This window comes from Streptomyces sp. NPDC053474 (genome assembly GCF_044544845.1).
Lineage (GTDB): Bacteria > Actinomycetota > Actinomycetes > Streptomycetales > Streptomycetaceae > Streptomyces.
Window position 1 is genome coordinate 304,304 of record NZ_JBITXV010000002.1, and the last position, 12,914, is coordinate 317,217.

A 12,914-nucleotide genomic window follows, 5' to 3' on the forward strand; every position below is an offset into this window, starting at 1 on the left:
GCTGCATTTTTACGGAGGCGGCAACGATGGGGTGCTGATCCTTGCATTGCTCCCGCCTCCCGCGGTGGCGAGGGTGGAGGCGTTCCCCGGGGCGGCCGCTGAGCCCCGCCCCCTCCGCCGTTCCCAGGAGACCTCATGCAGCAGTCCGACCAGGACAAGGCAGCCCGTGCCGATCGCGAGGGCGACGTGCTCGCCGTGGTCAGCCAGAGCGGCCCGACCGTCTCGTTCTTCGACGCGGTCACCGACCGGCGCCTCGGCTCGGTGGACGTCCGCGCCGAGCCGCACGAGGTGTGCTTCGACCCGGCGCGGCGCCTGCTGTGGTGCGCGACGACGTACGCCTCCGGCTACTACCACGACAACACCGGGCGGCGTACGGAGCTGACCGTCATCGACCCGGACGCGCGCCGCGTCGTCGAGGTCGTCGACATCGCGCCCGAACACGGGCCGCACGGCCTCGCGTTGGACGTCGGGCGCGGGCGTCTCTACGTCAGCGTGGAGGGGTCCGACGACCGGTCCGGCGGGGTCGTGGTGATCGACGTGGAGAGCCGCAAGCCGCTGGGCCGGATCGACACGGACGCGCCGGGCCCGCACTGGTTCGCCATCGACCCGGCGGGCACGATCGGGTACGCCACCAACAAGGAGGCGCCGTTCGTGTCGGTCGTCGACCTCGAACGGGGCGTGCTCACCGCGAAGGTGGAGGTGCCGGGCAGCGAGGGCCTCGCCGTCTCCGCCGACGGCACGCACGCCTTCGTCGCCTCCCCGTACGGGTCCTTCGCCCCGCCACGGGCCGCCGACGGGGCGGCGGGGGCCCCGCCCGCCCCCGGCATCCGCGTCGTCGACGCCCGGACGGCGTCCGTCACGGGCTTCCTGCCCACGGAGAACGTGGTCTTCCCGGTGCACCTGACGTCGACGGGCAAGCTGCTCGCGGGCGAGCTGCGGATGACGCCCGCGCCGGGCAGCCCCCTGGGAGGCCACGCGCCCGGACGCCTTCGGGTGTACTCCGCGGCCACCCACGAGGTGCTCGGCGAGACCGAGGTGGGGCACTTCCCGCTGACGATCACCTCGTCGCCCGACGGCAGGCTCGGCTACGTCTCCGGCGTCGTCTCCTCCACCGTCGACGTCGTGGACCTGGAGACGCTGCGGCGCCTGGCCCGCATCGACGTCGCCCGCAACGGCGAGCCCGGCGCCCACGGCCTGGCCTACGTGCCGCGCCCGGCCTGAGGCACCGGGCCCCGGCGCGCCCGGGCACCCGGGTTCACGCCGACTTCGGCCGTCCGGGGCCCGCCCCGGGCGGCCGGGGGCCAGACTGCCCGGCAACCACCGCCGCCCCACTGGAGGACACCATGCCCACCTCCCCCTCCCCTCTCAACGCGTTCAAGGAGCGCCTGGCCGAGGGCGGCTTCCTCACCGGGCTCTGGCTGAGCCTCGGGGACGCGTCCACGGCCGAGGTCTGCGCGGACGCCGGGTTCGACTGGCTGCTCGTCGACGGCGAGCACGGGCCCAACGACGTGCGCAGCACGCTGGACCAGCTCCGCGCGATCGGCGACCGGACGGCCGTCGTCGTACGGCCGCCGAGCGGGAGCGCGGACGGGCTGCGGCCGCTGATCGACATCGGCGCGCGGTCGTTCCTGGTACCGATGGTCGAATCGGCCGCGCAGGCACGGGAGTTGGTGCGCGCCACCCGCTACCCGCCGCACGGCACCCGGGGCGTCGCCAGCGCGGTGACCCGCGCCTCGCGCTGGAACCGCACGCCCGGCTATCTGGGCGCCGCCGACGCCGCCATGTGCCTGGTCCCGCAGATCGAGACGCCGGGCGCGGTGGCCGCGGCGGCGGACATCGCGGCGGTGGACGGCGTGGCCGCGCTGTTCGTGGGGCTCTACGACCTGTCGGCCGCGCTCGGGCACCTGGGCGCGCCGGACCACCCGGACGTGTGGGACGCCTTCACCGGGGCCGTCGCCGCCTGCCGCGAGGCCGGGAAGCCGTGCGGCACCTTCGCGCCCACGCCCGAACTCGCCGCCGCCGCACGCCGGGAGGGCTGCGCCTTCGTCGCCGTCGGCAGTGACGTGGGCCTGCTCGTACAGGGCGCCGCGGACCTGCTCGCCCGCTGCCGTGCGGCCGGTCGGGCCTAGTCGGGCCGCAGTGACCGCCAGATGCGGTCCGGCAGGACCCGGGCCGCCTCGTCCAGGTCCACCTCGTAGGTGCTGGAGAGCCAGCGGTGGGCCGTCTCCGCGACGGGGCCCATGACCAGGACCTCGATCAGGGCGGGCGGCAGCGCGGCCACCTCGCCGGAGACGATCCGCGGGCGCAGCCATGCGGCGATGGGCGCGAACTTGGCCTCCTTCGCCGCCATCACCTCCTGCGCGTGGGCGGCCAGATAGCTGGAGTACGCGGAGCCGTGCAGGAAGAGGGCCACGTCGCGGTGGTCGCGGGTGAAGTCCAGATACGTCCGCACCAGGGCGCGGACGCCGGTGCGGGCCGTGCGGCAGCGGGTGACGGCGTCCGCCACCGGGTCGCAGAGCTGGTCCACGCAGCGCAGATAGAGCGCGGCGGCCAGGCCGTCGAAGCTGCCGAAGTGGTGGTAGAGGCTGCCGAAGCTCACGCCGCTGCCCGCCGTGACCGCGTTGACCGTGAAGCCCTGCGCGCCCGCGTGCGCGTACACCCTGAGCGCGGTGTCGAGGAGCAGGTCGACGGTGGCCTCGCCCCGCTGCTGCTTAGGGGACACGGCGCCGTCCGGGCTGCTCCGTGGCTCCGGAACGGATGCGTCCGGCTGCTGTCACCTCGTCCGCCGCCATGCGTTCAAGCGTAGAGCAGAACCGGCCGCGCGGAGGTCGGCGAGAACGCTTCGGCGTCCGGGTCTTCTAGAGGAATTTTCTAGAAAGTATCTCCACCAACTCGCTTGCTGGGCCACACTCTTGCCATGGCAGGTCCTCCGCCCCAGCGCCCGCACGAGCCCGTTCCGGGCAATCCGTACGTCGACCCCGTCCCCGCCGCCCCGCGGCGGCGTAGGGGCGCGACGGCCTGGGTCGTCGCGGGCGCCGTGCTCGCGGCGGCCGTGGGCGCGGGCGGGTACGTCCTCCTGAAGGAGGACGGCGACAAGGGGTCGGGCGGTTTCCGGCCCCCCGTCGCCCGGGAGTCGGGGCCGTCGGGCGAACCGTCCGGCTCGGGGGAGCGGACGGACGCGCCCGGCGGCTTTGGCCCGCCGGTGCGGCGGATCGACGTCAACGCCGGGGCGAAGCCGGGCGAGTCCAAGGGCTGGCTCGACCTGAACGGCGTCAAGCTGCCCGGCAAGGGCGCCATGCTCGGCGACCTGTGGACGGTGGACGGCGGCGCGCCCGGCGGGTCCGACGCCCTCGTCGTGCAGGCCCTCTACGACACGGTGACCGGGTACCGCGCGCGGGACGGCAAGAAGGCCTGGACGCTGCGGCTGCCCGACCGGGTGTGCGACACCCCCGTCGACAGCGCGGGCGGCCACGTCGTCGTCGCGTACGGCGACGGCACCACCTCCGGCTCCGGCAAGTGCAACCAGCTCCAGCAGATCGACCTGCGGACCGGCGAGAAGGGCTGGCACCGCGAGCTCAAGGAGCACGACCTCTCGGACAGCACGAGCAGCGTCCACCTCGCCATGACCCGCGCCGCCGTCACCGTCGGCCAGGGCGACCTCGCCCACACGTACCGCGTCAGCGACGGCAAGCGGCTCTTCTCCTCCAAGCGGGACCGCGTGGGCACCTGCTACCTGAACGACGTGGCGGGCGGCGCGCGGCTCCTGTACGTCGAGAACTGCGCGGCCGGGGCGCCCAGGGCCCACGGCGTGGTGAAGAACGTCGACCCCAAGACGGGCCACGTCCGGTGGCGCTACCGGACCAAGGACGGCTGGAGCGTCGACAAGGTGTACTCCGTCGACCCCCTCGTCCTCGCCGTCCGCAAGCGGGGCGACTACGACAAGTGGAGCGTCGTCTCCGTGGACGGCCGAGGACGCCAGCGCGCCTGGATCCCGATGGACCGGGGTCCGTACGCGTTCGAGTTGTGCGACGGGGCGGGGGACGCGGGCGAAGGCGTGCAGAACTGCCCCGGCGGCGCCGTCGGCGGCGACGCGCTCGTCCTGCCCACCGAGCCCAAGGACGGCATCCTCGGGCCCAACAAGGTCGTCGCCTTCGACCTGGCGACGGGCAAGCGGCGGTGGGACGCCGCCGTGCCCGGGCGGCAGCTCAGGCCCGTGCGGCAGGCCGGGCGCGGCCAGGTCTCCGGGGTCGTCGTGTACGTACGCGCGCAGTCCGGGAAGCCCGGCCGCACCGTGCGGTTCCCGGCCACGGGCGGGGCGCCGCGGGAGCTGCTGCGGCACTCCACGCCCGCCCAGAAGTGGGAGGCCGCGATGTTCGCCGGGGAGACGCTGTACAGCGGCGGGCGGATCTTCGTGGCGCCGTCGCGGCTCGACCCCAAGAGCCTCAGCGGCGAGAAGGAGCAGGGGCGGCTTGTGTCGTTCGGCCGCTGACATCCGCTGACGGCCCCGCCGCGGGGCCGCGCCCCGCCGGAGAAGCCCCTCGCAGAGCAGAGACCTTGGAGAGACGATGACGCAGCCCCCGCCCGGACCGCCCGAGCCCCAGGGGCAGTTCGGGCCGCCGCCGCGGCTTCCGGCGCCGCCCGAGGGCTTCGGCCCGCCGCAGGCCGGATTCGGGCCGCCGCAGGCCGGGTTCGGCCCGCCACAGGCCGGGTTCGGGCCGCCACAGGCCGGGTTCGGGCCGCCGCTGGAGCCGCCGCCCGGGGGCTTCGGGCCGCCCGCACCGCCGCCCCCGCCGAGGGCCCGCCGCCGCAGGGCCGTCGTGATCGCCTCGGTGGCCGCGCTCGCCCTCGTGGCCGGGGGCGGGGCCTGGTACGTCGCCGCGCGCGGTGACGGCTCGGACGGCGGCGGGGGCAAGGGCGGCGGCAAGAAGCCGGGGCCCGCTTACGCGCGGCCCAAGGAGGTCGTGCCCGCCGACCCGAAGGCGACCTTCCACGGCGGGGCGCCGGTGCCGAAGCTGCCCGGGAAGGACAGCACCTGGCCCGTGAAGGGGTCCTGGCTCACGGACGAGGTGTACGTGAAGTCGTCCGTAGCGAAGATCACGGGACTCGACGCCGCCACGGGCGAGACGCGCTGGACGCTGCCCAAGCCCGGCCAGTCCTGCGGCGGTTCGCCGGAGGTCGGCGCGGGCGGGATCGCCGTGGTGGTCATCGCGCCCACCCCGTACGACAAGAAGGGCTACCGCACGCCCTGCACCCAGGTCATGGCCTTCAAGGTCGCCACCGGCGAGAAGCTCTGGACGAAGACCGTCCGGGTCGGCTACCAGACGGAGAAGACCGCGTTCAACCAGGTCGCGATCAGCGGCCGGACGGTCGCCGTCGGCGGGCTCTACGGCGGGGCCGCCTTCGACCTGCGCACCGGCGAGCCGCGCTGGAAGCCCAGCGCCAGTGACACCTGCCGGGACGTGGGCTACGGCGGCGGCGCCCGGCTCGTCGCGATCCGCTCCTGCGGCGACTACGGCTCGCAGAAGTACGAGGTGCAGGACCTCGACCCCAGGACCGGCAAGCCGCACTGGCGGTACAAGCTGCCGGGCGGCGTGAAGAACCTCAACGTCATCTCCACCTCCCCCGCGGTCGTCGGCGTCGACTCGGGCGAGATCACCGGGCAGGGGGCGAGCGACGTCTTCGCCCTGGACGGCCGCGGCAAGCTGCGCTCCAAGATCTCGCTGCCGGAGCGGAGATACATGCACGACTGCGGCGACACCAGCGTCGTCAACGACTGCCAGGGCCTCGTCGTCGGCAACGACCGGCTGTACGCCCCGACCGCGCGCCGTAACGCCAAGGACGGCATCTCGTCCACGAACGACATCGTCGTCTTCTCCCTCGCCACCGGGAAGACGACCGGGCAGCGCGGCAACACCGACAGCAAGGGCCCCCTGTTCCCCTTCCGCATGGACGGCGGGAACGTACTCGCCTACCGCGACCAGCTGGGCGTCCAAGTGGTGACCCTCGACGGCCGGACCCTGCGCGAGAAGAAGCTCCTCACCTCCACCAAGAGGCCGAGCGGCCTCGTCCCGGTCGGCTCGGAGCTGCTCTTCACCCACGGCCGCCTGTACATCAGCACCGACCTGGTCTCCAGGTCCAGCTCGAAGACCCAGCAGTTCATGATGTACGTCTTCGCCCGCAAGGACCAGGAGGGACAGCGGGGGCAGGGCGGCTAGCCGCCCAGGAACTGCGAGCAGCGGTACGGGCCGAAGCGGCGCTCGCCGTTGTCGAGGGTGACCCGGACGTCGTCGGGGCGGACGCGGCGGTCCTCGTCCTTCGACGACAGGTACGACTGGGCGCGGGCCAGGGTGCACACGAGCTGGCCGTTGGGCAGGCGGTCGCTGTCGGAGTCGAAGAAGGCTCCGGGCGAGCGGTAGGTGACGCGGTTGCCCCGCCCCGTCACGTCGATCTCGCCGATGTCGACGAGGTTGGTCAGACCGCTCTCCCGCTCGGTGCGGTTCGGGCCGACCCCGAGCATCTTGATGACATCGGCGAGGCCCCTGATCCTCGCGTCGGGGCGGGACACGCCCCGAAGGCCGGTGCCGTCCACGAAGTAGAGCCGCAGCCCCCGGGTGAGGCCGGTGGCCGGGTCCGCGCCGGAGACCACGCCGGTGGGGCGCACCCCGCAGGCCGTGAGGGCGGCGGCGAGGGTGAGGGCCAGGGCGAGCGCGGCCGCGCGGGCGCGGGTCACGTGGGCTCGCCTTCCGGGCGCAGCGGCAGCCGCAGGGTGAAGACCGCGCCCCGGCCGCCGGGGCCGTTCGCGGCCTCGATGGTGCCGCCGTGCAGGCGCGCGTTCTCCAGGGCGATGGCCGTGCCCAGGCCGCTGCCCTCGGAGCGGGTGCGGGCCGCGTCGGCCTTGTAGAAGCGGTCGAAGACGTGGGCGAGGGCGTCCGGGGCGAGCCCGGGTCCGTGGTCGGTGACGGTGAGCGTGGCGAGCCCCGCCCCGGTGGTGAGGCGGACGGTCACCGGCGGGGCGCCGTGCCGCAGCGCGTTCCCGACGAGGTTCGCGACGACCACGTCGATCCTCCGTACGTCGATCAGGGCGGGCGCGGAGTCCGGGAGGCGGGCGCTCACCCGGCCGGTCCAGGCGCGCAGGTCGAGGGACGAGCGGACGGTGGCGGCCAGGTCCGCCTCCGCCAGGTGCAGCCGGGCCACCCCCGCGTCGAAGCGGGACATCTCCATCAGGTCGTCGACCAGGCGGGTCAGCTTCGCCGTCTCGGCGCTGACGGTGCGGGCCGCGTGCGCGGCGTCGGGCGGGAGCCGGTCGGCGTCCTCGTCGAGGACGGTCGCCACCATCGTCATGGCGGCCAGCGGGGTGCGCAGCTCGTGCGACACGTCGGCGACGAACCGCCGCGCCTTCGCCTCCTGCTCCCGGGCCCTGGCCTCCTGGTCGCGCAGCTCGGCGACCGTGGTCTGGAGCGCGTCGGCGGTGGTGTTGAAGTCCCGTGCCAGGTCGGCGAGTTCGTCCCGGCCCCGGGGTTCGACGCGGGTGCCGAGGTCGCCGTCGGCGAGGCGCCGCGTGGCCCGGCCCAGGTCCCGTACCGGACGGAGCACCGTACGGGCGGCAAGGAGCGCGAGCACGGCGGTGAGGACGAGGACGGGCAGCAGCCCGTCGCGCACGGAGGTCAACAGGGCGGCGACGTCCCGCTCCTCGGCGCGCAGCGGCGTGACGGCGAAGACCTCCAGGCGGGAGGCGCGCCCGCCCTCGTAGGTGACGGGCGTGCCGACCGCCAGATACGGCTCGCCCTCGTGGGCGACCCGCTGGAAGCTCATCCGGCCCGAGACGCGGACCTCGGCCCGCAGCTCCGCGGTGACGCGGGGGTCGTCCGGCGCTCCGTCGGAGGCCGCCTTGAGGTTCTCGTACCGGGCCACGACCAGGGGCGAGCCGGGGAGCCCGGAGGACACCGCACGCGCGAACACGCCCAGCGAGCGCTGGTCGGGCGGCACGTCGACATCGGGCGCGAGCGCGTCGACGCGGGTGCGGAGGTCCTGCTGCGCGGCCTCCTGGGTGCGGCTGAGGACGGCCGTGCGGGCCTCGCGGTAGGCGAGGGCGGTGGCGGTGGCGGTGCCGATGAGGGCGACGAGGACGAAGGTGACGACGAGCCGGGTGCGCAGGCCGCGCGGGGCCCGCAGCCCGCGCGGGGCCCGGCCCTTTCCGGGGCTCTGGCCGGGGCTGCGGCCGGGGCGCCCGGGGCGGCGGCCAGGCCGTTTCACAGCGGGCCGAACCGGTAGCCGAAGCCCCGGACCGTCTGGACGTAGCGCGGCCGGGACGCCACGTCCTCGATCTTCGCGCGCAACCGGCCGACGGCGGCGTCCACGATGCGGGAGTCCCCGAGGAAGTCGTGGTCCCACACGCTGCGCAGCAGCTGTTCGCGGCTGAAGACCTGGCCGGGCGACGCGGAGAGCTCAAGGAGGAGGCGGAGTTCGGTGGGCGGGAGCGCGAGGGGGGTGCCGCCCTTGGTGACGGTCAGGCCCGCGCGGTCCACGACCAGGCCCGCGTAGGTGTCCCGGGCCGGGACGGGGGTGGCGCGGCGCAGGGCCGCGCGGATGCGGGCCTCCAGGACGGGCGCGGTGACGGGCTTGACCACGTAGTCGTCGGCGCCCGCCTCCAGGCCCCGGACGACGTCCGTGTCGTCGCCGCGCGCGGTCAGCATGATCACGGGCAGCGTCGGGTGGGACGCGCGGGCCCGCACGCGGCGGCACACCTCGAAGCCGTCGAGGCCGGGGAGCATCAGATCCAGCACGGCGATGTCGACGGCCTCGCCCCCGGGCCCGTCGAGCAGCGCGAGGGCGGCCTCGCCGGTGGCGGCGGCGGACACCTCGTAGCCGTGGCGGCGCAGCACCAGCTCCATCCCGTCGCGTACGGAGGCGTCGTCCTCGATCAGCAGCACATGCGGCATGCGCTCGATTATGGGCGAGGGCCCGGCCTTTCCAAGCTGGTCAGAGGGGTCGGACGGGCGCCGCCCGGACATTGTTACGTGCTCATCATGTGGCCATGGAGGGACCATCATGTGACCGCCGGACGGTGAGGCGCATGACCACCACCTCACGCAGGGCGCCGGTCTCCGGCGCACCCCGGCTCGTCGCGCTCGTCGCGGCCCCCGTGCTCGCGCTCGCCGTCGGCTGCGGCTCGGGCTCCGACTCCGACGGCGGCGGCAAGCAGGACCAGGTCGCCTCCGTGCCCGAGGCCTCCGGCAAGAAGAGCGGCGCCGAGAAGGCGAAGGGCCCGGCGGACACGTCCGGCGGGGACAAGGCGGGCAAGAGCGCCTTCTTCGACGCGCAGATGACGTACGTCCGCTGCATGCGCACCAAGGCGGGCCTGAAGGACTACCCCGACCCCAAGCTCAGCGGCTACCTCAACTGGCCCGAGATCGACAAGCTCGTCGACCCGGACGGCCGCGGCGAGGAGTACAAGGGCGGCAAGGACGGCGTCTGCGTCGACGAGCTCCGCGCGGCGATGGACCTGGAGCCCAAGCGCGACCAGCAGCAGGACTTCGAGTCGATGCTCGCGCACGCCAAGTGCATGCGGGACAAGGGCGTCTCGCAGTTCCGCAACCCGACGATGACCGACGGCCAAGCGCAGCCCGGCGGCGAGCCCGACCCCGCGGCACCGAAGCTCGACACGAAGTCCCCCGCCTACAAGGAGGCGCGGGAGGCCTGCGCGGCCAAGCTGCTCGACGGCCTGGACGGCATGCAGTGAAACGTCGTACCGGCTGGCTGGTGGCGGGCGCGGCCGCCGCCGGGGTCGTGACGGCGGGCGCCTTCGCGTTCGGCGGCGGGCCGCGGGACGGGGCCAGGGACGCGGGCGGGGCGCCGCCCGCGACCGCCGAGGTCGTCCGCACCGACCTGGTGCTCAGCAAGACGGTGGACGGCACGGTCGACTTCGCCGGGCGCAGGCCCGTGAAGTCGACCGTGCAGGGCACGGTGACCGTGGCCGCGCGCGAGGGCGCGACGGTGCGGCGGGGCCAGGCCCTGTACGAGCTGGACGACAAGCCGGTGACCCTGCTGTACGGGCCGGTGCCGGTGTTCCGCGGGATGAAGAAGGGCGACCGGGGCACGGACGTGCTCCAACTGGAGCGCAACCTGCGCGACTTGGGGTACGGGGCCGGACTCTACGTCGACGTACGGTACGACGCCGCGACCGCGGCCGCCGTCAAGCGGTGGCAGCGGTCCCTCAACCGGGTGCCGACCGGCCGGGTCGGCAAGGGCGAGGTGGTGTTCCAGGGCGGCCCGGTCAAGGTCGTCGCCGCGGACGCCGCCCTCGGTGACCAGGTCGGCCCCGACCGCGCCGTGCTCACCGCCGCCTCGCCGACGCCCGTGGTGCGGGCCGAGCTCGACCAGGGCGACAGCTCGCTCGCCGCGCGCGGCACCGAGGCGGAGATCCGCCTCGCGGGCGGCAAGAAGGTACGGGGCAAGGTGACGGGAACCGTGCGCCCCGAGAGCACCGAGGACTCCGGTCCTTCCGGCGACGGCATCACCGTGGAGATCGCCCTGGGCGGCGGCGCGGCCGCGCTCTCCGGCGAGGCGGCGCGCTCCACCGCCAGCGTCACCTTCGTCAGCGAGAGCAGACGCGGCGTCCTGGCCGTCCCCGTCGAGGCACTCGTCGCCCTGCGCGGCGAGAACGGCGGCTACGGCCTCCAGCTCGTCCCCGCCTCGGGCCCGCCCCGCATGATCCGCGTCGAGACCGGCATGACGGCCGACGGCCGCATAGAGGTACGCGGCGACGGGCTGCGCGAGGGCGTACGGGTGGGGGTGGCTACCCAGTGAAGGGGCCTGTGAGCTGGGGGGATGCCGCGCCGGGGGAAGCCGTCGCGCCCACTGGCCGCGTCGTGGTGGAGCTGCGGCGGGTCAGTAAGGTCTATGCCGGTGGTGTCGCGGCTCTGCGTGAGGTCGATCTCACCGTCCACGACGGGGAGTTGCTCGCCATCGTCGGGCCCTCCGGGTCGGGGAAGTCCACCGCCCTGAACCTCATCGGCACGCTGGACCGGCCCACCTCCGGCAGCGTACGGGTGGCCGGGCACGACGTCGGGGCGCTGTCCGACGCGCAGGTGGCGGCGCTCCGGGCCCGGCACATCGGGTTCGTCTTCCAGCACTTCCACCTCTCCCCCGGGCGCAGCGCCCTCGACAACGTCGCCGACGGCCTGCTGTACGCGGGCGTCCCCGCGCGGCGGCGGCGCGCGGCCGCCGCCGAGGCGCTCGATCGGGTGCGGCTCGGCCACCGGCTCGACCACCGGCCCGGCGAACTGTCCGGCGGCGAGAAGCAGCGCGTCGCGATCGCCCGCGCGCTGGTGGGCGCGCCCCGGCTGCTGCTGGCCGACGAGCCGACCGGCGCCCTCGACTCCACGTCCGGGCAGGTGGTGATGGAGCTGCTGCGCGAGCTGAACGCGGCGGGCACGACCGTGTGCGTCATCACCCACGACCACGACATCGCCGACGCGCTGCCGCGCCGCGTCCGCTTCCGCGACGGGGAGGTCGTCGGATGAGCGCGCCCGGCAGGGACCGGCTCAGGCCCGCGCGGCTCTCCCCCGCCGACGTGCTGCGCGTCGGCTCCGTCGGCCTGCGGGCCCGCCGCGCCCGCGTGGTGCTCTCCTCGCTCGGCATCGCCATCGGCATCGCCACGATGGTGGCCGTCGTGGGCCTGTCCACGTCCAGCCGCGCCGATCTGATGCGGCGCCTCGACCGGCTCGGCACCAACCTGCTGACCGCCGAGGCGGGCAAGGACGCGAACGGCAGGCCGGTGAAGCTGCCGAAGAGCGCCGTCGCCATGGTCGAGCGCGTCGGCCCGGTGCGGCAGGCCACCGCCACGGCGGACGTCGACGCGCGCATCCGCCGCAGCGCCGCCGTACCGGAGGAGCGGTCGGCACCGGTGACCGCGCAGGCGGCCCGCACCGACCTGCTCGCCGCCCTCAACACCCGGGTGGCGAAGGGCGCCTGGCTGGACCGGGGCCGGGAGCGGCTGCCCGTGACCGTGCTCGGCCGGATCGCCGCCGAACGGCTCGGCGTCACCGCGCCCGGCGAGAAGATCATGATGGGCGACCGGTACTTCGTGGTCGTCGGCATCCTCGCGCCGGTGGAGCTTGTGCCGACGCTCGACCGGGTCGCCCTGGTCGGATTCCCGGCCGCGGAGCGGTACTTCGGCTTCGACGGCCACCCCACGACGGTCTTCGAGCGCTCCACGGACGCCTCCGTCGAGGACGTCCGCGCGGTCCTCGCCCGCACGGTCAACCCCGGCGACAAGGGCTCCGTGACGGTCTCGCGCCCGTCCGACGCGCTCGCCGCCAAGACCGCGACCGACGAGGGCCTGACCGCGCTGATGCTCGGGCTCGGCGCGGTGGCGCTCCTCGTCGGCGGGGTCGGCGTCGCCAACACCATGGTGGTCTCGGTACTCGAACGCCGCGCGGAGATCGGCCTGCGGCGCGCCATCGGCGCCACCCGGGGCGCCGTCAGGATCCAGTTCCTGACCGAGTCCCTGCTCCTGTCGGCCATCGGCGGCGTCGCGGGCGCGGGCCTGGGCGCCCTCGCCACCCACGGCTTCGCCCTCGCCCAGGGCTGGACCCCGGTCGTGCCGCCCTGGTCCCTCGCGGGCGGCCTGGCCGCGACCCTCGTCATCGGCGTGCTCGCGGGCCTGTACCCGGCCGCGCGGGCGGCGCGGTTGCATCCGACGGTTGCCCTGAACGCCACGTGACCTCCGCCCCGCGGGCGGAGCGACCGCATCCGGCGGTCGCCGCGGCAGGAGCGCGGCCGCACCCGACAGCCGCCCCGAACATCACGCGACCCCCACCGTGGCAGGGGCGCGGCCACCTCCACCACGGCGGGGGCGCGGCCGCATCCCACAGCCGTCCCGAACACCACGCGACCCCCGCCGTGGCAGGGGC

Annotated in this window: 12 protein-coding genes; 8 read left to right on the forward strand and 4 right to left on the reverse strand. The window is 75.0% G+C overall.

From position 1 onward, the window contains the following. The first annotated feature begins 135 nt into the window (after positions 1-135). Together ACIG3E_RS04965 and ACIG3E_RS04970 are read left to right on the forward strand one after the other, a co-directional pair. Positions 136-1,221: a YncE family protein gene (locus ACIG3E_RS04965; RefSeq protein ID WP_399611334.1), complete on the forward strand. Its 1,086-nt coding sequence runs from the start codon at positions 136-138 to the stop codon at positions 1,219-1,221. A 122-nt stretch (positions 1,222-1,343) separates the two neighbouring features. Then, positions 1,344-2,129: an HpcH/HpaI aldolase/citrate lyase family protein gene (locus ACIG3E_RS04970; protein WP_399611337.1), complete on the forward strand. Its 786-nt coding sequence runs from the start codon at positions 1,344-1,346 to the stop codon at positions 2,127-2,129. Here the strand turns inward: ACIG3E_RS04970 and ACIG3E_RS04975 are convergent. Further along, a complete protein-coding gene (locus ACIG3E_RS04975) occupies positions 2,126-2,722 on the reverse strand; it encodes a TetR/AcrR family transcriptional regulator (protein ID WP_399611339.1) in 597 nt (198 codons plus the stop codon). The two genes, ACIG3E_RS04970 and ACIG3E_RS04975, sit on opposite strands and share 4 nt — an antisense overlap. Before the next feature lie 195 nt (positions 2,723-2,917). Between ACIG3E_RS04975 and ACIG3E_RS04980 the strand changes: the two genes are divergently transcribed. Then, a complete protein-coding gene (locus ACIG3E_RS04980) occupies positions 2,918-4,489 on the forward strand; it encodes a PQQ-binding-like beta-propeller repeat protein (RefSeq protein WP_399611342.1) in 1,572 nt (523 codons plus the stop codon). 76 nt (positions 4,490-4,565) lie between these two features. Next, positions 4,566-6,215 carry a PQQ-binding-like beta-propeller repeat protein gene (locus tag ACIG3E_RS04985; protein ID WP_399611345.1) on the forward strand — a complete coding sequence of 550 codons (1,650 nt, stop codon included), beginning with the start codon at positions 4,566-4,568 and terminating at the stop codon, positions 6,213-6,215. Here the strand turns inward: ACIG3E_RS04985 and ACIG3E_RS04990 are convergent. The 3 genes from ACIG3E_RS04990 to ACIG3E_RS05000 are packed head-to-tail and all read right to left on the reverse strand — an operon-like array spanning position 6,212 to position 8,939. Next, a complete protein-coding gene (locus ACIG3E_RS04990) occupies positions 6,212-6,730 on the reverse strand; it encodes a hypothetical protein (RefSeq protein ID WP_399611348.1) in 519 nt (172 codons plus the stop codon). The genes ACIG3E_RS04985 and ACIG3E_RS04990 overlap by 4 nt on opposite strands. Further along, entirely contained in the window at positions 6,727-8,253 is a 1,527-nt protein-coding gene (locus tag ACIG3E_RS04995; protein ID WP_399611351.1) for an ATP-binding protein, read from the reverse strand. Before ACIG3E_RS04995 ends, ACIG3E_RS04990 begins: the two co-directional genes overlap by 4 nt. Then, positions 8,250-8,939 carry a response regulator gene (locus ACIG3E_RS05000; protein ID WP_399611354.1) on the reverse strand — a complete coding sequence of 230 codons (690 nt, stop codon included), beginning with the start codon at positions 8,937-8,939 and terminating at the stop codon, positions 8,250-8,252. The genes ACIG3E_RS04995 and ACIG3E_RS05000 overlap by 4 nt, the downstream gene beginning before the upstream one ends. Positions 8,940-9,073: 134 nt before the next feature. Between ACIG3E_RS05000 and ACIG3E_RS05005 the strand changes: the two genes are divergently transcribed. The 4 genes from ACIG3E_RS05005 to ACIG3E_RS05020 are packed head-to-tail and all read left to right on the forward strand — an operon-like array spanning position 9,074 to position 12,724. Further along, positions 9,074-9,739, forward strand: a complete 666-nt coding sequence (locus ACIG3E_RS05005) for a hypothetical protein (RefSeq protein ID WP_399611356.1) — start codon at positions 9,074-9,076, stop codon at positions 9,737-9,739. Next, positions 9,736-10,806, forward strand: a complete 1,071-nt coding sequence (locus ACIG3E_RS05010; RefSeq protein WP_399611358.1) for a peptidoglycan-binding protein — start codon at positions 9,736-9,738, stop codon at positions 10,804-10,806. The genes ACIG3E_RS05005 and ACIG3E_RS05010 overlap by 4 nt, the downstream gene beginning before the upstream one ends. Positions 10,807-10,814: 8 nt before the next feature. Then, a complete protein-coding gene (locus ACIG3E_RS05015) occupies positions 10,815-11,522 on the forward strand; it encodes an ABC transporter ATP-binding protein (RefSeq protein ID WP_399611361.1) in 708 nt (235 codons plus the stop codon). Then, positions 11,519-12,724 carry an ABC transporter permease gene (locus ACIG3E_RS05020; protein ID WP_399611363.1) on the forward strand — a complete coding sequence of 402 codons (1,206 nt, stop codon included), beginning with the start codon at positions 11,519-11,521 and terminating at the stop codon, positions 12,722-12,724. Before ACIG3E_RS05015 ends, ACIG3E_RS05020 begins: the two co-directional genes overlap by 4 nt. The last annotated feature ends 190 nt before the right edge of the window (positions 12,725-12,914 follow it).

Excerpts from the sequence above, each read along its gene's own strand:
- ACIG3E_RS05005 (WP_399611356.1), top strand. The coding sequence starts at position 9,074 with ATGACCACCACCTCACGCAGGGCGCCGGTCTCCGGCGCACCCCGGCTC.
- ACIG3E_RS05000 (WP_399611354.1), bottom strand. The coding sequence starts at position 8,939 with ATGCCGCATGTGCTGCTGATCGAGGACGACGCCTCCGTACGCGACGGG.
- ACIG3E_RS04965 (WP_399611334.1), top strand. The coding sequence starts at position 136 with ATGCAGCAGTCCGACCAGGACAAGGCAGCCCGTGCCGATCGCGAGGGC.
- ACIG3E_RS05020 (WP_399611363.1), top strand. The coding sequence starts at position 11,519 with ATGAGCGCGCCCGGCAGGGACCGGCTCAGGCCCGCGCGGCTCTCCCCC.
- ACIG3E_RS04970 (WP_399611337.1), top strand. The coding sequence starts at position 1,344 with ATGCCCACCTCCCCCTCCCCTCTCAACGCGTTCAAGGAGCGCCTGGCC.
- ACIG3E_RS04980 (WP_399611342.1), top strand. The coding sequence starts at position 2,918 with ATGGCAGGTCCTCCGCCCCAGCGCCCGCACGAGCCCGTTCCGGGCAAT.
- ACIG3E_RS04985 (WP_399611345.1), top strand. The coding sequence starts at position 4,566 with ATGACGCAGCCCCCGCCCGGACCGCCCGAGCCCCAGGGGCAGTTCGGG.